The sequence below is a fragment of the Flavobacterium faecale genome (genome assembly GCF_048320115.1).
Lineage (GTDB): Bacteria > Bacteroidota > Bacteroidia > Flavobacteriales > Flavobacteriaceae > Flavobacterium > Flavobacterium faecale_A.
The window spans coordinates 676,004-696,775 of record NZ_CP182943.1 but is presented as its reverse complement, the minus strand read 5'-3'; the positions used below and the strand labels follow the sequence as shown (position 1 = coordinate 696,775).

Below are 20,772 nucleotides of genomic sequence, written 5' to 3'. Positions count from 1 at the left end.
ATTAGAAAGTTAGGTTAAGTTTAAAGCCGTATCTTTTTGCTGTTGGAGCAGAAGCTACTTCGATACCTTGTAAATTTGAAGAACCATAACTTGTGATTTCTGGATCAAAATTGGTGTACTTTGGTACATTAGGTGCAAAATACCATAAGTTACTGCCTATCGCACTTAATGAAATTTGTCCAAATGGACTTTTCTTTAGGTATTTTGCTGGAATGTCGTAAGTTAGGCTTAGTTCTCTTAATCTAAATACCGTTCCATCATAAATTGAAGCTTCGTCCACACTATTGATTCCGAATGTATTGGATCCTGATGGAGAAAAGTAAAGCTCATTCATGCTTAGTTGTGTCGTATTTGGGATTTTGTTATTGGAACTGTCTAAGATTAGGTTTCCTTGATTATCACCATAAAACCCAGGAATGATAAAGGTGCCTTCTCTGTCCTCGGTGTCTTTGGTTACCCCACGTCCTAATAAATCAGTAATGGTAGTAGATTTGATATCTCCTCCTTGTTTCCAGTCAAATTGTGATCTTAAAGTAAAGCCTTTATAGGTGAGGGTGTTGATGAAGCTCATTTTGAAATCAGCATTTGGGTCCCCTATAATTCCATTTTCTTGTGCTTGAACAATTCCTCCTGTAGGTTTGTTAATCAAAAAATTTCCTTCGTTATCACGAGCAAATTTAGTACCGTAGAAAACTCCAAACGACTGTCCAGGAATTACATAGGAAACTTCATCAATGTCAAGTGCAAAACGGTCTAAGCCTTCGATTAATTGTGTTACTTCGTTTTTGTTTTTAGTAAAAGTACTAAACAATGACCATTTGAATTCATTAGTTTGAATAGGGACAAGGGTCAGTCCAATCTCAATTCCTTTATTTTGCATTTCGCCTAAATTGGTATTGAATTTTTGGTACCCACTTGATTCAGGAACAGTAATTGGAGTAATTAAGTTAGTTGTAGTTTTTTTGTATAAACTGACATCCAAAGCGATTCTTCTATTGTAGAATTCTAAATCAGCACCTACTTCAAATTCATTCGTAAATTCAGGTTTAATGTTTTGGTCTGAAAGTGATGCCGAATTTCCTATAGTGGGAATGGAATTATAGGAGTCATCTAACAAGAACGATGTATTCAAAAATTCTGAGGCTGCGTCTCTAGCAGTTTTTGCGTATCCACCTCTAATTTTTGCAAAAGTAAGTACATTACTTTCTATTTTTAAAGCATCTGTAAGAATAAATGAGGCGCTAATGGAAGGGTAGAAGTAGGAATTATTGTCCTTTGGTAAAGTAGAACTCCAGTCATTTCTGCCTGTTGCATTGATGAATAAATAGTCTTTAAAGGAAAAGGTTACATCTGCAAAAACACCAATGTTTCTTTTCTCATAATTATCATCAATTAGATTTGCAATCGTCAGTACATTACTGAGATTAAAGACATCCGGAACTTTAAATTGTTTTCCTGAATTGGATAATCTTGAATTTTTGTTCTGTAAAATATTGTGTCCTAGTATAGTTTTTAAACCGATATCTTCAGTTAATTGATAATCTAAATTGATTAAAAGGGTGCTTTCGATGTCTTCATTATTGAATTCATCTGTTTTTAAAGAACCAAGTCCGCTATCAGCTTTTGAATTTAAATCACGTATTTCTGTTCTTTTTAAATTGTATCTGTTAATACCAGCTCTATAGGAGGCAGAAATGTTTTTATTGAATTCGTAATTGATGTTGATTCCTGAAACCGTTCTATTGGTGTTTGTGATAATTTGGTCGTGCTTGAGTGACCAAAATGGGTGATCAAAAACAGTACCATTCGGTGTGATTGATACTCCTGTTGTAGGGTTTTCAAAAGGTAGGTTCAAGTCCCAGTTACGTGCTAAAATTAAAGAACGTGCAAACGAAGAAGAGTTACCGTCAAATTGTTGATTTCCTGTAAAACCTCCTATTTGGTCTGTTGTTGAATAGCTCATGTTTCCTCCAAAGGTTAGTTTTTTGGAGAGTTTGAAATTTCCACCCATCGAAATAGATGTTCTGTCAAAACTATTATAAGGAATATAACCATCTTGTCTTAAGTCCGAAATAGTAGTAGAAAAATTCCCTTCGTTTCCAGTATAGTTAAAGCCAACGGTATTTTCGATAACCTTACCTGTTCGGAATAAATCTTTTACGTTATTAGGTTTGGCAACATAGGGAACTGTTGGTCCTATTTCTGGAAATGCTTCTAATAGAGTTGGCCAAGTTGGGATTGTTTCAAGAGAATCGAATCGAGGGCCCCAAGATCCGTTTGAGTTTTGATATGAAAATCGAGTTCCTGCTCCATAAGTATTTTGGTAGTCTGGTAGGTTGGCTATGTTTTCAAAATAAGTAGAAGTTCCAACATTGATTTTGAATTTTTCAGATCTTTTACTACTTGTTGATCCTGATTTGGTTGTAATAACGATAACACCATTTACGGCTCTAGATCCGTATAATGCTGATGCAGTGGTACTTTTTAATACATTGACAGAAGCAATGTTATTTGGGTCTAAACTTGATAAGGCAGATTCGTATGCGCCACCACCGCCACCAGTTACTTTTGATGAAGTATTGATTTGAGTGTTGTCATATGCGATTCCGTCTACAATGATTAAGGGTTGTGTGTTTCCTGTAAAAGTGGAGATACCTCTAATGGTAATCTGATTGGCCGCTCCTGCAGTACCGTTCGAAAAATTTACGTTAACACCTGCCACCTTACCTGAAAGGGAACGTACTAAATCGGGTTCTGAATTTTCAGTAATCTCATCTGATTTGATGGAACTTACAGAGTATCCAAGGTTTTTAGGGTTTCTTTTAATTCCAAAGGCAGTTACCACTACGCCTTCAAGTTCGGTTGATGTAGATTTTAGCTTTACATTTAGATTGGAGGAGGAGGCTTTGACTTCGATGGTCTCCATGCCAATATAGGTAATGATAAGCGTTTGTTTTGCGGAGGCCTTGACAGCGAACTTTCCGTCAAAATCAGTTTGTGTGCCGGATTTTGTTTCTTTGACAAGTATACTGGCACCTGGTAAAGGCATGCCAGCATCGTCTAAAACTATTCCAGTTACGATTCTTTCTTGTGCAAATGTGATTTGGGTAAAAAACATTAGAAAAAGAACCAAGATTCCATTGAATTTTAGTTTCATTTTAAAAAAATTTGAATTAGTAGTTCAAAATTCTTAAAAAAATGTTAAGCATCCTAATTAAGAATTGTTTTTTTTACAGTTTAGAAGCGAATATTGTAATTTAAGCTGATAATAGTGTTGTAAAAATCTGTTTTTTGATTTTTTTCTATGCCATTTGCAAATGTTATTTTTAATAATCCATTTTTTGTTTGTAGTCCAATTCCAAAACCAACTCCAGTTAATGTGTCAAGTTTATTTTCAGTTAAAAAAGGGTCCTTGTAGATACAGTAGTCCAAAATGGAGTGCAGGTATAAATTGGTAGAGACTATATATCGGTATTCGGTTAAAATACTAATAAACGATTGAGCTTGAAAGCTGTTTTCTGAAAATCCTCTGATGGAATTTATACCACCAAATCGGTAGAGCTCATTGATAAGGTAATTACTGCTTTTTAAGTAGAAATTTTGACTGTTGATATTTAGATAATTTTTTTTGTTGAAGGCAAAGGTATGGGAGGCTTTGAGGTCAATATAGTATTGTTGGGTTGTTTCTGTTTCTTCGGAAAGATTGTTATTCGTTCTTTTTCCGATGCCAGTTGTAATGGAAAATTTTGTCTTTTCTGGAAAAAGTGAAAGGTCGTAATCGATGTTGTTGTATTCGAAATTAGTGGTAAAAAAAGCACTGTTGAAATCTGGAACTGCACTGCTGCTCGAGTTTTGGATATTACTGGATTCAGTAGATTGATATCCTAAATAAATACGGCTGTCGTAGCTGATTAGGTAGCCTAAGTCTAGCGCTGTTTTGGTATTTTGAAATATGCTATCCTGTTTAAATATGTTTATCAGTGCTTTTAAACCGAAGTTACTGTTGAAGATATAAGGCAGTTCTAGGAATGACCTAAAAGTCTTTTGGTTGTTTCCGTCACTTTTCCAGTAGATAGAAAATTGTTCTCCTGCTTTTATGGTGTTTTCTAATGTTAAATCAAGGTAACCGTTTAGTGTAAGTTTGCTGTTGTCGTCTGTGTTAAATCCAATATAGCCATCAAAATTATTAGACTTTCTTTTTTCTAAATATACATAAACTTTGGTAGTGTCATTTAATAGTAGTGTTTCGGGATATTTAGTTTGACTAACGAATCTAAATTTCTCAAAATCACGGTAAATTTTTTCAACACTATTTTTGTTAAAGATTTGCTTATTGTATTTTTTGTTCAATTGTTTAATATGTCCCTTTGGTAGTTTTTCTTTTGTGTTGTTTGGGTTGTAGTAGTTTGTTACAATTTCGTCAATTGTTCTTGTGATTCCTAGGTTGAAATAAATTTCAGCAAATAGTGTATGTCCCTTTTTTTTGAGTTTTTCTAGTTTCAATTCGGTTAAGGCAAAACCTTTTTGTTCTGCTTTTTGAAGGGTTTGATTCAAGAAGTCTTGAATTTCGATGAAAGGGATAAATAAGCTGTCTTGACTTTGATTGGTGGCAAGGATGCTTTTTAAGTTTGAATATGCCCCTATGTATAGGTGTACGAATTTTATTTGTTCGCCAATATTGACTAGACTTATATAGGTGGAGTCGTTTTTTTTGTCAAAATTAAGAAGTTTGTTTTCTATGTAGCCTATTTGCGACAGCTTGTTGGTTATGGATAGGGCTTCGTTATAGGCGGATTTTGCATCCTTGTGTTTGTTATTGTATCCAATCGAGTCAATTATTTTAGTTTGACTATTAGTATTTCCGTTGATAATTAAATGGAAATTTTGGGCAGACGAAGTCAAACCAAAAAGGGATAGAGAAAAGATGAGTAGGAATCGCTTCAAAAAAAATATTTTTATAAAATTAATGCAAATATCATCGGATTGGCAATAAAATCAAAAGTATAAATAATCTTGTTGAAAATTAATGAATTAACATTTGTAGAGTTAAAAATAATTTATACATTTGCAACCCCGTAAAAAGCGGGAATTTAATATCATAATAATTTTTAGTATTAATTATGCCAACAATTCAACAATTAGTAAGAACAGGAAGAACTCAGATAACTAAGAAGAGTAAATCGGTTGCTTTAGATTCTTGTCCTCAAAGAAGAGGGGTTTGTACGCGTGTTTACACTACTACACCAAAAAAACCAAACTCTGCAATGCGTAAAGTAGCGCGTGTACGTTTGACAAATGGTAATGAGGTAAATGCTTACATCCCTGGAGAAGGACACAATTTACAAGAGCACTCGATAGTATTAGTTAGAGGTGGAAGGGTAAAAGATTTACCAGGTGTTAGATATCACATCGTTCGTGGTGCTCTAGATACGTCAGGAGTAGCAGGTAGAACGCAAAGAAGATCTAAGTACGGTGCTAAACGCCCAAAAGAAGCAAAAAAGTAATTAATTAGTTAGGGATTTAAGATTCTGAAGCATTGCCTGTGTAAATAGGTGAGTGTTTTATTGTTTTAAATTGAAACTTTTTTTAAAAACAAAGAAATGAGAAAAAGAGCGGCAAAGAAAAGACCACTTTTACCAGATCCAAGGTTTAATGACCAATTGGTAACGCGTTTTGTAAACAACTTAATGTGGGACGGTAAGAAATCAACAGCTTTTAAAGTGTTTTATGATGCAATTGACATCATCGAAGCTAAAAAGCAAGATGCAGAGAAACCATCATTAGAAATATGGAAAGATGCTTTGACTAATGTTATGCCTCACGTAGAAGTACGTAGCCGTAGAGTTGGTGGAGCTACATTCCAAATTCCAATGCAAATTAGACCAGATAGAAAGATTTCTATGGCTATGAAATGGTTGATTCTTTATGCAAGAAGAAGAAATGAAAAGTCAATGGCTCAAAGATTAGCTTCAGAATGTTTAGCTGCTGCTAAAGAAGAAGGGGCTGCTGTTAAGAAAAGAATGGATACTCACAAAATGGCAGAAGCTAATAAAGCTTTCTCTCACTTTAGATTTTAATTCAAAAAGAAATGGCTAGAGACTTAAAATATACAAGAAATATTGGAATTGCGGCTCATATTGATGCTGGTAAAACAACAACAACGGAGCGTATTCTTTTTTATACTGGAAAATCACATAAAATTGGTGAAGTGCACGATGGTGCTGCAACAATGGACTGGATGGCACAAGAGCAAGAAAGAGGTATTACAATTACTTCTGCTGCAACCACTTGTGAGTGGAATTTCCCAACTGAGCAAGGTAGACCTTTGCCAGAAACATTACCATACCACTTTAATATTATTGATACTCCTGGACACGTTGACTTTACTGTAGAGGTAAACCGTTCTTTGCGTGTATTGGATGGGTTGGTTTTCTTGTTTAGTGCTGTTGATGGTGTTGAGCCTCAATCAGAAACTAACTGGAGACTTGCTGATCAATATAGAGTTCCTCGTATGGGATTCGTTAATAAAATGGACCGTCAAGGGTCTAACTTTTTGAACGTATGTCAACAAGTTAGAGATATGTTGAAATCAAACGCTGTTGCCATTACTTTGCCAATTGGTGAAGAAAATGACTTTAGAGGTGTTGTTGATTTGGTTAAAAATCAGGCTATTGTATGGCATGATGCGACTCAAGGTGCTACTTTTGATATTATTGATATCCCTGCGGATATGGTTGATGAAGTAAAAGAATATAGAGATATTCTTATTGAAGCTGTTGCAGATTACGATGAGAACTTGCTTGATAAATACATGGAAGATCCAGACTCTATTACTGAGGAGGAGATCAATGTAGCGCTTAGAGCTGCAACTATGGATATGGCAATCATCCCAATGATTGCTGGTTCTTCTTTTAAAAACAAAGGAGTTCAATTTATGTTAGATGCAGTGTGTAAATACTTGCCATCTCCTTTGGATAAAGAAGGTATTCAAGGGATTCACCCTGACGATGCTGAATTGTTAGAAGAGGATCAGACTAAAATCTTACGTCGTCCAGATGTAAAAGAACCTTTCGCGGCTTTGGCATTTAAAATTGCGACTGACCCATTCGTAGGGCGTTTGGCTTTCTTCCGTGCTTATTCAGGACGTTTAGATGCAGGTTCTTATGTTTTAAACACTCGTTCTGGGAACAAAGAAAGAATTTCTCGTATCTACCAAATGCATGCTAACAAGCAAAACCCAATCGAATATATTGAGGCTGGGGATATTGGAGCTGCTGTTGGATTTAAAGATATCAAAACTGGAGATACTTTGTGTGATGAAAAACACCCAATTATTCTTGAGTCAATGAAATTCCCTGCTCCGGTAATTGGTATTGCTATTGAGCCTAAAACTAAGGCTGACGTAGATAAAATGGGTATGGCTTTGGCTAAATTGGCTGAAGAGGATCCAACGTTTACTGTTAGAACTGATGAGGCTTCAGGGCAAACTATTATCTCGGGTATGGGTGAGCTTCACTTAGATATCCTTGTAGATCGTATGAAGCGTGAATTCAAGGTTGAAGTGAACCAAGGTGAGCCTCAAGTTGAGTACAAAGAAGCTTTTACAAAAACGGCACAACACAGAGAAACTTACAAGAAACAATCTGGAGGTCGTGGTAAATTTGGAGATATCGTTTTCCGTGTTGAGCCAGCTGACGAAGTTGATGGTAAAGTTCCTGTAGGATTGCAATTTGTGAACGAAGTAAAAGGAGGTAACGTTCCTAAAGAATATATTCCTTCTGTAGAGAAAGGTTTCCGTGAAGCTATGAAAGCTGGTCCTCTTGCAGGATACCAAGTGGATAGTTTGAAGGTTACTTTGTTAGACGGATCTTTCCACCCTGTGGATTCTGATGCTCTTTCTTTTGAATTAGCGGCAAGAATGGGTTATAAAGAGGTTGCTAAAGCTGCAGGTGCAGTTATTTTAGAGCCAATTATGAAAATGGAAGTGATTACTCCTGAAGAAAACATGGGAGATATTGTAGGTGATATCAACCGTCGTAGAGGTCAAGTGAATGATATGGGTGACAGAAATGGAGCTAAAACTATCAAAGCTGATGTGCCATTATCAGAAATGTTTGGATATGTAACTACATTAAGAACATTGTCTTCTGGTCGTGCAACTTCTACAATGGAATTTTCACACTACACTGAAACGCCTGCTAATATTTCAGAGGCAGTAATCAAAAAAGCAAAAGGAAACGCTTAATTTTAAGAAAATGAGTCAAAAAATCAGAATAAAACTAAAATCTTACGATCACATGTTGGTAGACAAGTCTGCTGAAAAGATTGTAAAAACGGTTAAAACTACAGGTGCAGTTGTTACAGGTCCAATTCCATTGCCAACTCACAAAAAACTTTTCACTGTTCTACGTTCTCCGCACGTTAATAAAAAAGCAAGAGAGCAATTCGAGGTAATGTCATACAAGAGATTAATTGATATTTACTCTTCTTCATCTAAAACAATTGATGCTTTGATGAAATTAGAATTGCCTAGTGGAGTTGAAGTAGAAATCAAAGTTTAGGTTTCTTACTAAGGGAAATTAAGGGCACTTTGTTTAAGTGAAAACTTTTTTTGGATTGTGTGTAAATAAGTTATACTTTTGCACCACTTTAAAAATAAGGGTTCACTTAAATGATGTGTTCTATTTTTATATTTAATAATTAATAATTAATATTTATGTCTGGGTTAATTGGTAGAAAAATCGGCATGACTAGTCTTTTTGATGAGAACGGGAAAAATATTCCTTGTACTGTAATTGAGGCTGGACCATGTGTTGTTACCCAAGTCAGAACCAAAGGTGTTGACGGGTATGAAGCGTTGCAACTTGGTTTCGATGACAAAAACGAGAAGCATTCCACAAAAGCGGCTTTAGGTCACTTTAAAAAAGCGGGAACTGTTGCTAAGAAAAAAGTCGTTGAATTCAAGGAGTTTGCAACTGAGCAAAAATTAGGAGATCTTATTGATGTTTCTATTTTTGAAGAAGGAGAATTTGTAGATGTACAAGGTGTCTCTAAAGGTAAAGGTTTTCAAGGGGTTGTAAAACGTCACGGTTTTGGTGGTGTTGGTCAAGCAACTCACGGTCAACACAACCGTTTAAGAGCGCCAGGTTCTGTAGGAGCGTCATCTTATCCATCTAGAGTATTCAAAGGAATGCGTATGGCTGGAAGAATGGGAAGTGACAATGTTAAAGTTCAAAACCTTAGAGTGTTAAAAGTAGTTGCTGAAAAGAATCTACTTGTTGTTAAAGGATGTGTTCCTGGGCATAATAACTCTTATGTAATCATCGAGAAGTAATGGAAGTAAAAGTATTAGATTTCAACGGAAAAGATACTGGAAGAAAAGTGCAACTTTCTGATTCAGTATTCGCAATTGAACCAAATAATCACGCTGTATATCTTGATGTTAAGCAATATTTAGCTAATCAAAGACAAGGAACGCACAAAGCTAAAGAAAGAGCTGAAGTTGCGGGAAGTACACGTAAGATTAAAAAACAAAAAGGAACTGGTACAGCTCGTGCGGGTAGTGCTAAGAATCCATTGTTTAAAGGAGGAGGAACTGTTTTCGGTCCAAGACCAAGAAGTTATTCATTCAAATTGAATAAAAACTTGAAGAGATTGGCTAGAAAATCTGCTTTCTCAATTAAAGCAAAAGAATCAAATATTATTGTTCTTGAAGACTTTAATTTTGAAAAGCCAAACACTAAAAATTTCATTAACGTTTTGAAAGCTTTAGAGTTAGAAAATAAAAAATCACTATTTGTGTTGGGTGAGTCGAATAAAAATGTATATTTGTCGTCACGCAATTTAAAAGCGTCTAATGTTGTAAGTAGTTCAGAATTAAGTACTTACGCTATTTTAAATGCTAATAATTTAGTGCTTTTGGAGAGTTCTTTGGAAGTAATTGAAGAAAATTTAAGTAAATAATAGGATATGAGTATCATAATTAAACCTATAGTAACGGAAAAAGTAACCAAAGAAAGTGAAGTTTTAAATCGTTTTGGGTTCGTTGTTAACAAAAAAGCAAACAAAGTTGAAATTAAGAAAGCTGTTGAGGCTGCTTATGGTGTAACTGTGTTAAGTGTTAATACAATGAATGTTAGACCGGATAGGACTACTAAATACACTAAAAGTGGTTTAATCAGTGGAAAGACAAATGCTATCAAAAAAGCAATTGTACAAGTACAAGAAGGAGAAACAATTGATTTTTACAACAATATCTAAGATATAACAATGTCAGTAAGAAAATTAAAACCTATTACCGCAGGTCAGCGATTTAGAGTTGTGAATGGTTATGACGCCATTACAACTGATAAGCCGGAACGCTCTTTGATAGCGCCGATAAAAAACTCTGGAGGTAGAAATAGTCAAGGAAAGATGACCATGCGCTACGTTGGTGGTGGTCACAAGCAGAGATATCGTATTATTGATTTCAAAAGAACTAAAGACGGAATTCCGGCTACAGTGAAATCAATCGAATACGATCCAAATCGTACTGCATTTATTGCTTTATTAGCGTATGCTGATGGAGAGAAAACTTATGTAATTGCTCAAAATGGTTTGAAAGTTGGTCAGAAATTAGTTTCTGGTCCTGAATCTCAACCAGAAATTGGAAATACTTTGCCTTTAAGCAGAATTCCATTAGGAACTGTAATCTCTTGTATCGAGTTAAGACCAGGTCAAGGAGCTGTAATTGCTCGTTCAGCTGGAACTTTTGCTCAATTAATGGCAAGAGATGGAAAGTTTGCTACAATTAAAATGCCTTCAGGAGAAACAAGATTAATCTTGTTGACTTGTTCAGCAACAATTGGAGCAGTTTCTAATTCTGACCACCAATTAGTAGTATCTGGTAAAGCAGGTAGAACTAGATGGTTAGGTAGAAGACCTAGAACAAGACCTGTAGCGATGAACCCTGTTGATCACCCAATGGGTGGTGGAGAAGGACGTTCTTCTGGTGGACATCCACGTTCAAGAAATGGATTACCAGCAAAAGGTTATAGAACACGTTCTAAGAAAAACCCGAGTAACAAGTATATCGTAGAACGTAGAAAGAAATAATAAGATATGGCACGTTCATTAAAAAAAGGACCTTTCGTTCATTATAAGTTAGACAAGAAAGTTCAAGAAAACATAGCAGGTGGAAATAAAGGGGTAGTAAAGACTTGGTCTAGAGCTTCTATGATTACTCCTGACTTCGTTGGACAGACTATCGCAGTTCATAACGGTCGTCAATTTGTACCAGTTTACGTAACAGAGAACATGGTAGGTCACAAATTAGGAGAATTTTCACCAACTAGATCTTTTAGAGGTCATGCTGGAGCAAAAAATAAAGGTAAAAAATAAGAAGCAATGGGAGTTCGTAAAAGAGAAACAGCAGATGCGAGAAAAGAGGCTAATAAGTCTATTGCTTTCGCGAAATTGAATAACTGCCCTACTTCACCTAGAAAAATGCGCTTAGTAGCGGACTTGGTAAGAGGTCAGAAGGTAGAAAGAGCACTTAACATTTTAAGATTTAGTTCTAAAGAAGCTTCAAGAAAATTAGAGAAGTTAGTTTTATCTGCAATCAACAATTGGGAGCAAAAAAACGCTGAAGCTAGTATTGAAGAAGCAGGATTATTTGTTAAGGAGATTAGAGTAGATGGTGGAATGATGTTGAAAAGACTTCGTCCAGCTCCTCAAGGTCGCGCACACAGAATTAGAAAACGTTCTAATCACGTAACAATCGTGCTTGGATCTATTAATAACACACAAGCAAATTAATACAAGATGGGACAAAAGACAAATCCAATTGGAAATAGACTTGGTATCATCAGAGGATGGGACTCAAACTGGTATGGTGGAAATGATTATGGTGATAAAATCGCTGAAGATCACAAAATCAGAAAGTATATCCATGCTCGTTTATCAAAAGCTAGTGTATCTAAAGTAATTATCGAAAGAACTTTAAAACTTGTAACCGTTACTATCACTACTGCTAGACCTGGTATTATTATCGGAAAAGGTGGTCAAGAGGTAGACAAGTTGAAAGAGGAACTTAAGAAAATTACTGACAAAGAGGTTCAAATCAACATCTTTGAAATTAAAAGACCTGAACTTGACGCGTATCTAGTTGCTACAAGCATCTGTCGTCAAATCGAAAGCCGTATTTCTTACAGACGTGCAATCAAAATGGCTATTGCTGCTTCTATGCGTATGAACGCTGAAGGTATCAAAGTTTTGATTTCTGGTCGTTTGAATGGTGCTGAGATGGCTCGTTCAGAGGGTTTCAAAGAAGGAAGAATTCCTCTATCAACTTTCAGAGCCGATATTGATTATGCATTAGCTGAGGCGCATACTACTTACGGTAGAATGGGAATCAAAGTGTGGATCATGAAAGGTGAGGTTTACGGAAAGAGAGATCTTTCTCCACTTGCTGGAATGGATAAAAAACAAGCTGGCGGCAAAGGTGGAGATTCTCCTCGTGGGAAATCTAACTTCAATAAAGGTGGAAAACCAGACGCTCGTAAAAGAAAGTAATTTTTAAATTAAAGAAAAATGTTACAGCCTAAAAGAACAAAATACCGTAAGGTACAAAAAGGTAAAATGAAAGGGAACTCTCAAAGAGGGCATGAACTTTCTAATGGAATGTTTGGTATTAAATCTGTACATGAAGATGGAATGTTCTTAACTTCTCGTCAAATCGAAGCTGCACGTATCGCTGCAACTCGTTTTATGAAGAGAGAGGGACAATTATGGATCAAAATATTTCCAGACAAACCAATTACTAAGAAACCTCTTGAGGTACGTATGGGTAAAGGTAAAGGTGCAGTTGAGTATTGGGCTGCCGTTGTTAAACCCGGAAGAATTATGTTTGAAGTTGGTGGAGTTCCATTGTCAGTTGCAAAAGAGGCATTACGTCTTGCAGCTCAAAAACTTCCAGTAAAAACTAAATTCGTTGTTGCTAGAGATTTCGAAGCATAATCTATATTATTATGAAACAATCAGAAATAAAAGATCTTTCTGCAGCACAGTTGCAAGAAAACCTTAGCCAGGCTAAGAAAACATATGCTGACCTAAAAATGGCTCACGCAATCTCTCCAATTGAAAATCCGCTTCAAATTAGAAGTATGAGAAAAACAGTTGCAAGATTAGCTACTGAGTTAACTAAAAGAGAATTGCAATAATTGTAATCTGCTGAAAGATGGAAGAAAAAAGAAATTTAAGAAAAGAAAGAATTGGTGTTGTAACTTCAAACAAAATGGATAAATCTATTGTTGTTGCACAAGTTACTAAAGTAAAACACCCATTATACGGTAAGTTCGTGTTGAAAACAAAGAAATTTGTAGCACATGACGAAACAAACGACTGTAACATTGGAGATACTGTAAGAATTAGCGAAACGCGTCCTTTAAGTAAATCAAAATGTTGGAGATTAGTTGAAATCCTAGAAAGAGCTAAATAATTATGGTACAACAAGAATCAAGACTAAAAGTAGCAGATAACACAGGAGCTAAAGAAGTTTTAACTATCCGTGTTTTAGGAGGTACCAAAAGAAGGTATGCTTCAGTTGGTGATAAGATTGTAGTTTCTATCAAAGATGCAACTCCAAACGGGAACGTGAAAAAAGGAGCTGTTTCAACTGCAGTTGTAGTGCGTACCAGAAAAGAAGTGAGAAGAGCCGATGGTTCTTATATCCGTTTCGATGACAATGCATGTGTTCTTTTGAACGCTGCAGGGGAAATGAGAGGAACTCGTGTTTTTGGACCGGTAGCAAGAGAACTTCGTGAAAAACAATTCATGAAAATTGTATCATTAGCACCAGAAGTGCTTTAATTCGTTTTAAGATGATAAAGCTAAAAATAAAAACAGGTGACATCGTAAGAGTAATTGCTGGAGACCATAAAGGTGAAGAAGGTAAAGTATTACGTGTGGACCGTGAGAAAAACAAAGCTATCGTAGAAGGTGTGAACATGGTTTCAAAACACACGAAACCAAGTGCAAAAAACCCTCAAGGTGGAATTGTAAAAAAAGAAGCTTCAATTCAAATTTCTAACATCTCTCTAATTGATCCTAAATCTAAGGAAGCAACAAGAGTAGGTATTAGAGTTGAAGGAGATAAGAAAGTAAGATTTTCAAAAAAATCTAATCAAGTACTATAGTAATGGCATATATACCTAGACTAAAAGAAGAATATAAGAGTAGAGTTATCTCTGCTCTTAAAGAAGAGTACGGATATGTAAACGTAATGCAAGTTCCTAAACTTGAAAAAATCGTTTTAAGCCGTGGTGTTGGAGCAGCTGTTTCTGACAAAAAACTTATTGACTATGCAGTGGATGAGTTGACAAAGATAACTGGACAAAAAGCGGTAGCTACTATCTCTAAGAAAGACGTTGCGTCTTTTAAATTGAGAAAAGGAATGCCAATTGGAGCTAAAGTTACTTTGCGTGGAGAAAGAATGTATGAGTTTTTAGATAGACTTATTACTTCTGCTTTGCCACGTGTTAGAGATTTCGGTGGAATTAAAGCTACTGGTTTCGACGGAAGAGGAAACTACAACCTTGGAATTTTAGAGCAAATCATTTTCCCAGAAATTGATATTGACAAAGTAAACAAAATATCTGGTATGGATATTACGTTTGTTACAACTGCTCAAACAGACAAGGAAGCAAAGTCATTATTGGCTGAATTAGGATTACCTTTTAAAAAGAATTAAGATATGGCTAAAGAATCAATGAAAGCCCGTGAGGTTAAGAGAGAAAAAACGGTAGCGAAATATGCTGAGAAAAGAAAAGCTTTGATAGAAGCTGGAGATTTCGTAGGTTTGCAAAAATTACCGAAAAATGCTTCGCCTGTTCGTTTGCACAATAGATGTAAATTAACAGGTAGACCAAGAGGGTATATGCGTCAATTCGGTATTTCACGTGTAACTTTCCGTGAAATGGCTAACAATGGGTTGATACCAGGGGTTAAAAAAGCTTCTTGGTAAAAAATTGAATTTTAATTGGTTAAAGGTTCGAAGGAGAGTCCGGAGAAAACCATAACCGCAAATTTATACATATGTATACAGATCCTATTGCAGATTATTTAACAAGGGTTAGAAACGCTGTGGCTGCAAACCACAAAGTTGTCGAAATTCCTGCATCTAATCTAAAAAAAGAAATTACTAAGATCTTATTTGATCAAGGTTATATCTTAAGTTACAAATTTGAAGACAACTCTGTTCAGGGTTCAATCAAAATTGCTTTAAAGTATGATAAAGATACTAAAGAGCCTGTGATTAAAGATATCCAAAGAATTAGTAAACCAGGTTTACGTAAATATTCAAGTTCAGCTTCTATTCCAAGAATCCTTAACGGATTAGGAATTGCTATCGTTTCTACATCCAAAGGTTTGATGACTGGAAAAAAAGCAAAACAACTTAACGTTGGTGGAGAAGTAATTTGTTACGTATACTAATAAAAAGACGATAAGAAGATGTCAAGAATAGGTAAAAGTCCAATTGTAATCCCTGCTGGAGTAACTGTTTCAGTTGCTGATGGTATTATTACAGTAAAAGGAAAAAACGGTCAACTTACACAGGAGTTTTCGGACGTAACTGTAACAGTTGAAGGTGATCAAGTTCAAGTTGAAAGATCATCTGATCATAAAGACCAAAGAGCAAAACACGGTTTGTATAGATCATTAATCAATAATATGATTATTGGAGTAACAGAAGGTTTTACTAAATCTTTAGAGTTGGTAGGAGTAGGTTATAGAGCTTCTAATCAAGGACAAAAATTAGATTTAGCTCTTGGATTTTCTCACAATATTATTTTAGAAGTTGCTCCTGAAGTTTCTTTAGAAACAATATCTGAAAAAGGTAAAAACCCAATTGTGAAATTAACATCATTAGATAAACAACTTTTAGGTCAAGTTGCGGCAAAAATTAGAGGTTTCCGTAAACCTGAACCATACAAAGGAAAAGGTGTTAAATTTGTAGGTGAAGTATTAAGAAGAAAAGCAGGTAAATCAGCTTAAAAAATAAGATTATGTCATTAACAAAACCTGAAAGAAGACAGAGAATTAGATTCAGAATTAGAAAGACGATTAGTGGTATTGCTACTAAACCGAGACTATCTGTTTTTAGAAGTAACAAAGAAATTTACGCGCAACTTATTGATGACGTAAATGGTGTTACTTTATTAGCTGCTTCATCAAGAGAAAAAGAAATAGGAAAAGGTACGAACGTTGAAGTTGCAGCTGCTGTTGGAAAACTAGTTGCAGAAAAAGCGTTAAAAGCTGGAATAGAAAATGTTACTTTCGATAGAGGAGGTTATTTATATCACGGTCGTATTAAATCATTAGCTGAAGGTGCGAGAGCAGCTGGGCTTAAATTCTAATAAGTATGTCTAATAAATACAAAAGTATAGAGATAGTAAAACCAGGAGGTCTTGAATTAAAAGATCGTTTGGTGAGTGTAAATCGTGTTACTAAAGTTACAAAAGGTGGTAGAGCATTTGGTTTTTCTGCTATTGTAGTTGTAGGTGATGAAAACGGTGTTGTAGGACATGGATTAGGGAAGTCTAAAGATGTTTCTGAAGCAATCGCGAAAGCGGTAGAAGATGCTAAGAAAAATTTAGTAAAAATTCCTTTGAATGGTCAATCAGTACCTCACGAACAAAAAGGAAAATTTGGTGGTGCACGTGTGTTTTTAATTCCTGCCTCTCATGGTACAGGAGTTATTGCTGGTGGAGCTGTTCGTTCAGTTCTTGAATCAGTTGGGATTCATGACGTATTGTCTAAATCTCAAGGATCATCAAATCCTCATAACGTAGTAAAAGCAACTTTTGATGCTTTATTACAAATGAGAAGTGCTTATACTGTTGCAAAACAGAGAGGTGTTTCTTTAGAAAAAGTTTTTAAAGGTTAATTCAAGGAAATTATGGCTAAATTATTAGTAAAACAAGTTAGAAGTAAAATCAACTGTCCACTTACTCAAAAAAGAGGATTAGAAGCTTTAGGTCTACGTAAAATGGGTCAGGTTGTAGAACATGATTCAAACCCTGCAATCCTTGGGATGATAAACAAAGTTAAACACTTAGTTTCTGTTGAAGAAGCTAAATAACAAATACTGTTATGAATTTAAGTAACTTACAACCAGCTGAAGGGTCAACACACAATCAAAATAAAAGATTAGGTAGAGGAGAAGGTTCTGGAAAAGGTGGTACTTCTGCAAGAGGTCACAAAGGAGCAAAATCTCGTTCTGGATATTCTAAAAAGATTGGTTTTGAAGGAGGGCAAATGCCACTTCAAAGACGTGTGCCTAAGTTTGGTTTCACAAACATCAACCGTAAAGAATACGAAGGTGTTAATTTGGATACTCTTCAATTATTAGTAGATAATGGTGCAATTACAGACAGTGTCGATATGACAACTTATGTAGCAAACCGTTTGGCTACTAAGAATGAAATCGTTAAGATTTTAGGAAGAGGAGAATTGAAAGCAAAATTAAAAGTAACTGCTCACAAATTTACTGCTACTGCAAAAGCTGCTATTGAAGCTGCTGGTGGAGAAGCTGTAACAATATAATTTTTCAATTAAGTATGAAGAAATTTATTGAATCAATTAGTAATGTTTGGAAAATCGAAGAACTAAAGAACAGAATCTTAATTACATTAGGTTTACTTTTAGTTTATCGTTTTGGAGCTCAAGTAACACTTCCTGGAATAGATGCGACTCAATTAGCTAATTTAGCGGGTCAAACTAAGGAAGGGATTGGTTCAATTCTTGACATGTTTACTGGAGGTGCATTTTCACAAGCATCAGTTTTTGCTTTAGGAATTATGCCTTACATTTCAGCATCTATTGTTGTTCAACTTATGGGAATTGCGATTCCTTATTTGCAAAAACTACAAAGTGATGGTGAGAGTGGTAGAAAAAAGATCAATCAGATTACACGTTGGTTAACTATTGTTATTACTTTAGTTCAAGGGCCAACCTACATCTATAATCTTTATAGAACTTTACCTAGTAGTGCATTTTTATTAGGGTTTAATTCTTTTGAATTCTTATTTTCTTCAGTTGTTATTTTAGTTACAGGTACAATTTTTGCCATGTGGTTAGGAGAAAAAATAACTGATAAAGGAATTGGAAATGGTATTTCACTATTAATTATGGTGGGTATTCTAGCGAGATTTCCTCAGGCATTTATTCAAGAATTTACAACCAGAGTTACTAATAACAACGGTGGGCCAATGTTATTGGTTATCGAAATTATTATATGGTTATTAGTGATCATTGCTTGTGTTTTGTTAACTATGGCAATACGTAAAATACCAGTTCAGTACGCTCGTCGTACTGCTTCAGGTGATTTTGAACAAGATATGTTGGGTGGTAATAGACAATGGATTCCTTTGAAGCTTAATGCTTCAGGAGTAATGCCTATCATCTTTGCTCAAGCAATCATGTTTGTCCCTGCGGCTGTTGCTGGATTGTCTAAGTCAGATACTTCGCAGTCAATTGTTGGCGCTTTTAGTAATATGTTTGGTTTTTGGTATAATTTAGTTTTTGCAACTTTAATTGTTGTTTTTACTTTCTTCTACACTGCCATTACAGTACCTACTAATAAGATGTCTGATGATTTGAAGAGAAGTGGTGGTTTTATTCCAGGTGTTAGACCGGGAGTTGAAACTTCTGAGTTTTTAGATAAAGTGATGTCTTTAATTACTTTTCCAGGATCTTTATTTCTTGCTCTAATAGCTGTGTTCCCAGCCATTGTTGTAAGTCTTATGGATGTTCAACAATCTTGGGCAATGTTTTTTGGGGGTACCTCATTGATAATTATGGTTGGTGTTGCGATTGATACAATCCAGCAGATCAATTCATATTTGTTAAATAAACATTATGATGGTTTAATGAAAACTGGTAAAAACAGAAAAGCAGTAGCTTAATTTTATGGCAAAACAATCAGCAATCGAACAAGACGGTAGCATCATCGAAGCATTATCAAATGCGATGTTCCGTGTAGAATTAGAGAATGGACATGTTGTAATTGCTCATATTTCAGGAAAGATGCGTATGCATTATATCAAATTATTACCAGGTGATAAGGTGAAACTAGAAATGAGTCCTTACGATTTGTCTAAAGCAAGAATTACTTATAGATATTAAAAGAATTCACAATGAAAGTAAGAGCATCAGTAAAAAAGAGAAGTGCCGAGTGCATTATCGTACGTAGAAAAGGAAGATTATACGTAATAAACAAAAAGAATCCTAGATTTAAACAAAGACAAGGATAATTATGGCAAGAATAGCAGGGGTAGATATCCCAAAAAACAAGAGAGGTGTTATAGCACTTACCTATATCTTCGGATTAGGAAAAAGTAGAGCTATTGAGATTTTAGAAAAAGCTCAAGTAAGCCAAGATAAAAAAGTTCAAGATTGGAATGACGACGAGATCGGAGCAATTCGTGAAGCTGTTGGAGCATTCAAAATTGAAGGAGAATTACGTTCTGAAGTTTCTTTAAACATCAAACGTTTAATGGATATTGGTTGTTATAGAGGAATTCGTCATAGAACTGGTCTTCCATTAAGAGGACAAAGAACTAAGAATAACTCTAGAACTAGAAAAGGTAAAAGAAAAACTGTTGCTAACAAGAAAAAAGCAACTAAATAATAAGTAATATGGCTAAAGCAACTGCAAAAAAACGTAAAGTTATCGTTGAATCAACGGGAGAAGCTCATATTTCTGCTACCTTCAATAACATCATCATTTCTTTGACTAATAAAAAAGGTGAAGTTATTTCTTGGTCTTCAGCTGGTAAAATGGGTTTTAGAGGTTCTAAAAAGAATACTCCATACGCAGCCCAAATGGCAGCAGAAGATTGTAGTAAAGTAGCTCTTGAGGCTGGACTTAAAAAAGTGAAAGTTTATGTAAAAGGACCAGGAAACGGACGTGAGTCTGCTATCCGTTCTATTCATAACGGTGGAATCGAAGTAACTGAAATTATTGATGTTACTCCAATGCCTCACAACGGATGTCGTCCTCCTAAAAGACGTAGAGTTTAATAAATTTTAATTAAGTATAACTAGGTAGAATTAACGATTATCGAAGGATATGACCTGAATTCATAATCTCTACCTTAATAATTCATAGAAATGGCAAGATATACTGGTCCAAAAACTAGAATTGCTCGTAAATTTGGCGAGGCAATTTTCGGAGATGATAAGGCTTTCGAAAAAAGAAATTACCCTCCTGGGCAACACGGGATGGCTAAAAAAAGAGGTAAAAAATCTGAATATGCTGTCCAATTGATGGAAAAGCAAAAAGCTAAATATTCTTACGGAATTTTAGAAAAACAATTCAGAGGTTTATTTAAAAAAGCATCTGCTACTAAAGGAGTAACAGGTGAGGTTCTTTTACAATTATGTGAGGCGAGATTGGATAACGTTGTTTTCAGAATGGGCGTTGCTCCATCTAGAAGAGGTGCTAGACAATTAGTTTCTCACAGACATATCACTGTAAATGGTGAGGTTGTAAATATTCCATCTTACCACTTAAAGCCTGGTGATAAAGTTGCAGTTCGTGAAAAATCTAAATCTTTAGAGGCTATCGAACGTTCTTTGTCTAATTCAAGTCATGTTTATGAATGGATTACTTGGAACAATGATGTTAAAGAAGGTACCTTTGTTTCTGTACCTGCAAGACTTCAAATTCCAGAAAACATTAAAGAACAATTAATCGTAGAGTTGTACAACAAATAATAATTGACTTAGTCG

32 protein-coding genes are annotated in these 20,772 nt (G+C 35.2%); 30 read left to right on the top strand and 2 right to left on the bottom strand.

The genetic code is table 11. The annotated features are described in order from the left end of the window. Position 1 precedes the first annotated feature (1 nt). Both ACNH59_RS02910 and ACNH59_RS02905 read right to left on the bottom strand, forming a co-directional pair. Positions 2–3,157 (bottom strand): SusC/RagA family TonB-linked outer membrane protein, encoded by a 3,156-nt coding sequence (locus tag ACNH59_RS02910; protein WP_418263943.1) that lies wholly within the window; start codon positions 3,155–3,157, stop codon positions 2–4. An 80-nt stretch (positions 3,158–3,237) separates the two neighbouring features. After that, positions 3,238–4,944, bottom strand: a complete 1,707-nt coding sequence (locus ACNH59_RS02905) for a hypothetical protein (protein ID WP_418263942.1) — start codon at positions 4,942–4,944, stop codon at positions 3,238–3,240. Between the two features lie 176 nt (positions 4,945–5,120). Here ACNH59_RS02905 and rpsL point away from each other — a divergent pair, with 176 nt between their 5' ends. The 30 genes from rpsL (at position 5,121) to rpsD (ending at position 20,757) form a co-directional block, all read left to right on the top strand. Next, on the top strand, positions 5,121–5,504 hold the full coding sequence (gene rpsL / locus ACNH59_RS02900) for a 30S ribosomal protein S12 (protein WP_007136570.1): 384 nt from the start codon (positions 5,121–5,123) through the stop codon (positions 5,502–5,504). Positions 5,505–5,600: 96 nt separating this feature from the next. Then, positions 5,601–6,077, top strand: a complete 477-nt coding sequence (gene rpsG / locus ACNH59_RS02895) for a 30S ribosomal protein S7 (protein ID WP_366184918.1) — start codon at positions 5,601–5,603, stop codon at positions 6,075–6,077. An 11-nt stretch (positions 6,078–6,088) separates the two neighbouring features. Further along, positions 6,089–8,245, top strand: a complete 2,157-nt coding sequence (gene fusA / locus ACNH59_RS02890; RefSeq protein ID WP_418263941.1) for an elongation factor G — start codon at positions 6,089–6,091, stop codon at positions 8,243–8,245. A 10-nt stretch (positions 8,246–8,255) separates the two neighbouring features. Further along, positions 8,256–8,561, top strand: coding sequence for a 30S ribosomal protein S10 (rpsJ, locus tag ACNH59_RS02885; protein WP_007803605.1), 306 nt, complete (start codon positions 8,256–8,258; stop codon positions 8,559–8,561). Between the two features lie 155 nt (positions 8,562–8,716). After that, positions 8,717–9,334 (top strand): 50S ribosomal protein L3, encoded by a 618-nt coding sequence (gene rplC, locus ACNH59_RS02880; protein WP_418263940.1) that lies wholly within the window; start codon positions 8,717–8,719, stop codon positions 9,332–9,334. Beyond that, entirely contained in the window at positions 9,334–9,963 is a 630-nt protein-coding gene (rplD, locus tag ACNH59_RS02875) for a 50S ribosomal protein L4 (protein ID WP_418263939.1), read from the top strand. The genes rplC and rplD overlap by 1 nt, the downstream gene beginning before the upstream one ends. A 6-nt stretch (positions 9,964–9,969) precedes the next feature. After that, the gene (rplW, locus tag ACNH59_RS02870; protein WP_418263938.1) at positions 9,970–10,260 is read left to right on the top strand and encodes a 50S ribosomal protein L23; all 291 of its coding nucleotides are present in this window, start codon (positions 9,970–9,972) and stop codon (positions 10,258–10,260) included. Positions 10,261–10,269: 9 nt separating this feature from the next. Further along, positions 10,270–11,094, top strand: coding sequence for a 50S ribosomal protein L2 (gene rplB, locus ACNH59_RS02865; protein ID WP_418263937.1), 825 nt, complete (start codon positions 10,270–10,272; stop codon positions 11,092–11,094). Positions 11,095–11,100: 6 nt separating this feature from the next. Further along, complete coding sequence (rpsS, locus tag ACNH59_RS02860; RefSeq protein ID WP_007136562.1) at positions 11,101–11,379, top strand: 30S ribosomal protein S19; 279 nt, start codon at positions 11,101–11,103, stop codon at positions 11,377–11,379. Positions 11,380–11,385: 6 nt separating this feature from the next. Beyond that, positions 11,386–11,796: a 50S ribosomal protein L22 gene (rplV, locus tag ACNH59_RS02855; protein ID WP_418263936.1), complete on the top strand. Its 411-nt coding sequence runs from the start codon at positions 11,386–11,388 to the stop codon at positions 11,794–11,796. A 6-nt stretch (positions 11,797–11,802) separates the two neighbouring features. Next, positions 11,803–12,552 (top strand): 30S ribosomal protein S3, encoded by a 750-nt coding sequence (rpsC, locus tag ACNH59_RS02850; RefSeq protein WP_418263935.1) that lies wholly within the window; start codon positions 11,803–11,805, stop codon positions 12,550–12,552. Between the two features lie 18 nt (positions 12,553–12,570). Then, entirely contained in the window at positions 12,571–12,996 is a 426-nt protein-coding gene (rplP, locus tag ACNH59_RS02845) for a 50S ribosomal protein L16 (RefSeq protein WP_007803637.1), read from the top strand. Positions 12,997–13,007: 11 nt separating this feature from the next. Beyond that, positions 13,008–13,199, top strand: coding sequence for a 50S ribosomal protein L29 (gene rpmC / locus ACNH59_RS02840; RefSeq protein WP_418263934.1), 192 nt, complete (start codon positions 13,008–13,010; stop codon positions 13,197–13,199). A gap of 17 nt (positions 13,200–13,216) precedes the next feature. Further along, the gene (rpsQ, locus tag ACNH59_RS02835) at positions 13,217–13,477 is read left to right on the top strand and encodes a 30S ribosomal protein S17 (protein WP_026706247.1); all 261 of its coding nucleotides are present in this window, start codon (positions 13,217–13,219) and stop codon (positions 13,475–13,477) included. 2 nt (positions 13,478–13,479) lie between these two features. Next, positions 13,480–13,848, top strand: coding sequence for a 50S ribosomal protein L14 (gene rplN / locus ACNH59_RS02830; RefSeq protein WP_239868219.1), 369 nt, complete (start codon positions 13,480–13,482; stop codon positions 13,846–13,848). A gap of 11 nt (positions 13,849–13,859) precedes the next feature. Beyond that, positions 13,860–14,174, top strand: coding sequence for a 50S ribosomal protein L24 (rplX, locus tag ACNH59_RS02825; RefSeq protein WP_418263933.1), 315 nt, complete (start codon positions 13,860–13,862; stop codon positions 14,172–14,174). A 2-nt stretch (positions 14,175–14,176) separates the two neighbouring features. Continuing rightward, positions 14,177–14,728 (top strand): 50S ribosomal protein L5, encoded by a 552-nt coding sequence (gene rplE / locus ACNH59_RS02820; RefSeq protein WP_418263932.1) that lies wholly within the window; start codon positions 14,177–14,179, stop codon positions 14,726–14,728. Between the two features lie 3 nt (positions 14,729–14,731). Next, positions 14,732–15,001: a 30S ribosomal protein S14 gene (rpsN, locus tag ACNH59_RS02815; protein WP_024981518.1), complete on the top strand. Its 270-nt coding sequence runs from the start codon at positions 14,732–14,734 to the stop codon at positions 14,999–15,001. A 71-nt stretch (positions 15,002–15,072) separates the two neighbouring features. Further along, entirely contained in the window at positions 15,073–15,471 is a 399-nt protein-coding gene (gene rpsH, locus ACNH59_RS02810; protein ID WP_264617545.1) for a 30S ribosomal protein S8, read from the top strand. Positions 15,472–15,489: 18 nt separating this feature from the next. Continuing rightward, positions 15,490–16,032: a 50S ribosomal protein L6 gene (rplF, locus tag ACNH59_RS02805; protein ID WP_418263931.1), complete on the top strand. Its 543-nt coding sequence runs from the start codon at positions 15,490–15,492 to the stop codon at positions 16,030–16,032. An 11-nt stretch (positions 16,033–16,043) separates the two neighbouring features. Next, a complete protein-coding gene (gene rplR, locus ACNH59_RS02800) occupies positions 16,044–16,394 on the top strand; it encodes a 50S ribosomal protein L18 (protein WP_418263930.1) in 351 nt (116 codons plus the stop codon). 5 nt (positions 16,395–16,399) lie between these two features. Further along, positions 16,400–16,924, top strand: coding sequence for a 30S ribosomal protein S5 (gene rpsE, locus ACNH59_RS02795; protein WP_418263929.1), 525 nt, complete (start codon positions 16,400–16,402; stop codon positions 16,922–16,924). Positions 16,925–16,936: 12 nt separating this feature from the next. Beyond that, the gene (rpmD, locus tag ACNH59_RS02790) at positions 16,937–17,119 is read left to right on the top strand and encodes a 50S ribosomal protein L30 (protein WP_026706255.1); all 183 of its coding nucleotides are present in this window, start codon (positions 16,937–16,939) and stop codon (positions 17,117–17,119) included. Positions 17,120–17,130: 11 nt separating this feature from the next. Further along, positions 17,131–17,583 (top strand): 50S ribosomal protein L15, encoded by a 453-nt coding sequence (gene rplO / locus ACNH59_RS02785; RefSeq protein ID WP_418263928.1) that lies wholly within the window; start codon positions 17,131–17,133, stop codon positions 17,581–17,583. A 14-nt stretch (positions 17,584–17,597) separates the two neighbouring features. Next, a complete protein-coding gene (gene secY / locus ACNH59_RS02780) occupies positions 17,598–18,944 on the top strand; it encodes a preprotein translocase subunit SecY (RefSeq protein ID WP_418263927.1) in 1,347 nt (448 codons plus the stop codon). Between the two features lie 4 nt (positions 18,945–18,948). After that, positions 18,949–19,164, top strand: coding sequence for a translation initiation factor IF-1 (infA, locus tag ACNH59_RS02775; protein ID WP_026714631.1), 216 nt, complete (start codon positions 18,949–18,951; stop codon positions 19,162–19,164). An 11-nt stretch (positions 19,165–19,175) separates the two neighbouring features. Beyond that, positions 19,176–19,292 (top strand): type B 50S ribosomal protein L36, encoded by a 117-nt coding sequence (ykgO, locus tag ACNH59_RS02770; protein ID WP_002987490.1) that lies wholly within the window; start codon positions 19,176–19,178, stop codon positions 19,290–19,292. A 2-nt stretch (positions 19,293–19,294) separates the two neighbouring features. Continuing rightward, positions 19,295–19,669 carry a 30S ribosomal protein S13 gene (gene rpsM / locus ACNH59_RS02765; protein ID WP_035659214.1) on the top strand — a complete coding sequence of 125 codons (375 nt, stop codon included), beginning with the start codon at positions 19,295–19,297 and terminating at the stop codon, positions 19,667–19,669. 8 nt (positions 19,670–19,677) lie between these two features. Continuing rightward, complete coding sequence (rpsK, locus tag ACNH59_RS02760; RefSeq protein ID WP_007803677.1) at positions 19,678–20,061, top strand: 30S ribosomal protein S11; 384 nt, start codon at positions 19,678–19,680, stop codon at positions 20,059–20,061. Positions 20,062–20,151: 90 nt separating this feature from the next. Continuing rightward, entirely contained in the window at positions 20,152–20,757 is a 606-nt protein-coding gene (gene rpsD, locus ACNH59_RS02755) for a 30S ribosomal protein S4 (RefSeq protein ID WP_418263926.1), read from the top strand. The last annotated feature ends 15 nt before the right edge of the window (positions 20,758–20,772 follow it).

Excerpts from the sequence above, each read along its gene's own strand:
- ACNH59_RS02910 (WP_418263943.1), bottom strand. The coding sequence starts at position 3,157 with ATGAAACTAAAATTCAATGGAATCTTGGTTCTTTTTCTAATGTTTTTT.
- rpsL (WP_007136570.1), top strand. The coding sequence starts at position 5,121 with ATGCCAACAATTCAACAATTAGTAAGAACAGGAAGAACTCAGATAACT.
- rpsG (WP_366184918.1), top strand. The coding sequence starts at position 5,601 with ATGAGAAAAAGAGCGGCAAAGAAAAGACCACTTTTACCAGATCCAAGG.
- fusA (WP_418263941.1), top strand. The coding sequence starts at position 6,089 with ATGGCTAGAGACTTAAAATATACAAGAAATATTGGAATTGCGGCTCAT.
- rpsJ (WP_007803605.1), top strand. The coding sequence starts at position 8,256 with ATGAGTCAAAAAATCAGAATAAAACTAAAATCTTACGATCACATGTTG.
- rplC (WP_418263940.1), top strand. The coding sequence starts at position 8,717 with ATGTCTGGGTTAATTGGTAGAAAAATCGGCATGACTAGTCTTTTTGAT.
- rplD (WP_418263939.1), top strand. The coding sequence starts at position 9,334 with ATGGAAGTAAAAGTATTAGATTTCAACGGAAAAGATACTGGAAGAAAA.
- rplW (WP_418263938.1), top strand. The coding sequence starts at position 9,970 with ATGAGTATCATAATTAAACCTATAGTAACGGAAAAAGTAACCAAAGAA.
- rplB (WP_418263937.1), top strand. The coding sequence starts at position 10,270 with ATGTCAGTAAGAAAATTAAAACCTATTACCGCAGGTCAGCGATTTAGA.
- rpsS (WP_007136562.1), top strand. The coding sequence starts at position 11,101 with ATGGCACGTTCATTAAAAAAAGGACCTTTCGTTCATTATAAGTTAGAC.
- rplV (WP_418263936.1), top strand. The coding sequence starts at position 11,386 with ATGGGAGTTCGTAAAAGAGAAACAGCAGATGCGAGAAAAGAGGCTAAT.
- rpsC (WP_418263935.1), top strand. The coding sequence starts at position 11,803 with ATGGGACAAAAGACAAATCCAATTGGAAATAGACTTGGTATCATCAGA.
- rplP (WP_007803637.1), top strand. The coding sequence starts at position 12,571 with ATGTTACAGCCTAAAAGAACAAAATACCGTAAGGTACAAAAAGGTAAA.
- rpmC (WP_418263934.1), top strand. The coding sequence starts at position 13,008 with ATGAAACAATCAGAAATAAAAGATCTTTCTGCAGCACAGTTGCAAGAA.
- rpsQ (WP_026706247.1), top strand. The coding sequence starts at position 13,217 with ATGGAAGAAAAAAGAAATTTAAGAAAAGAAAGAATTGGTGTTGTAACT.
- rplN (WP_239868219.1), top strand. The coding sequence starts at position 13,480 with ATGGTACAACAAGAATCAAGACTAAAAGTAGCAGATAACACAGGAGCT.
- rplX (WP_418263933.1), top strand. The coding sequence starts at position 13,860 with ATGATAAAGCTAAAAATAAAAACAGGTGACATCGTAAGAGTAATTGCT.
- rplE (WP_418263932.1), top strand. The coding sequence starts at position 14,177 with ATGGCATATATACCTAGACTAAAAGAAGAATATAAGAGTAGAGTTATC.
- rpsN (WP_024981518.1), top strand. The coding sequence starts at position 14,732 with ATGGCTAAAGAATCAATGAAAGCCCGTGAGGTTAAGAGAGAAAAAACG.
- rpsH (WP_264617545.1), top strand. The coding sequence starts at position 15,073 with ATGTATACAGATCCTATTGCAGATTATTTAACAAGGGTTAGAAACGCT.
- rplF (WP_418263931.1), top strand. The coding sequence starts at position 15,490 with ATGTCAAGAATAGGTAAAAGTCCAATTGTAATCCCTGCTGGAGTAACT.
- rplR (WP_418263930.1), top strand. The coding sequence starts at position 16,044 with ATGTCATTAACAAAACCTGAAAGAAGACAGAGAATTAGATTCAGAATT.
- rpsE (WP_418263929.1), top strand. The coding sequence starts at position 16,400 with ATGTCTAATAAATACAAAAGTATAGAGATAGTAAAACCAGGAGGTCTT.
- rpmD (WP_026706255.1), top strand. The coding sequence starts at position 16,937 with ATGGCTAAATTATTAGTAAAACAAGTTAGAAGTAAAATCAACTGTCCA.
- rplO (WP_418263928.1), top strand. The coding sequence starts at position 17,131 with ATGAATTTAAGTAACTTACAACCAGCTGAAGGGTCAACACACAATCAA.
- secY (WP_418263927.1), top strand. The coding sequence starts at position 17,598 with ATGAAGAAATTTATTGAATCAATTAGTAATGTTTGGAAAATCGAAGAA.
- infA (WP_026714631.1), top strand. The coding sequence starts at position 18,949 with ATGGCAAAACAATCAGCAATCGAACAAGACGGTAGCATCATCGAAGCA.
- ykgO (WP_002987490.1), top strand. The coding sequence starts at position 19,176 with ATGAAAGTAAGAGCATCAGTAAAAAAGAGAAGTGCCGAGTGCATTATC.
- rpsM (WP_035659214.1), top strand. The coding sequence starts at position 19,295 with ATGGCAAGAATAGCAGGGGTAGATATCCCAAAAAACAAGAGAGGTGTT.
- rpsK (WP_007803677.1), top strand. The coding sequence starts at position 19,678 with ATGGCTAAAGCAACTGCAAAAAAACGTAAAGTTATCGTTGAATCAACG.
- rpsD (WP_418263926.1), top strand. The coding sequence starts at position 20,152 with ATGGCAAGATATACTGGTCCAAAAACTAGAATTGCTCGTAAATTTGGC.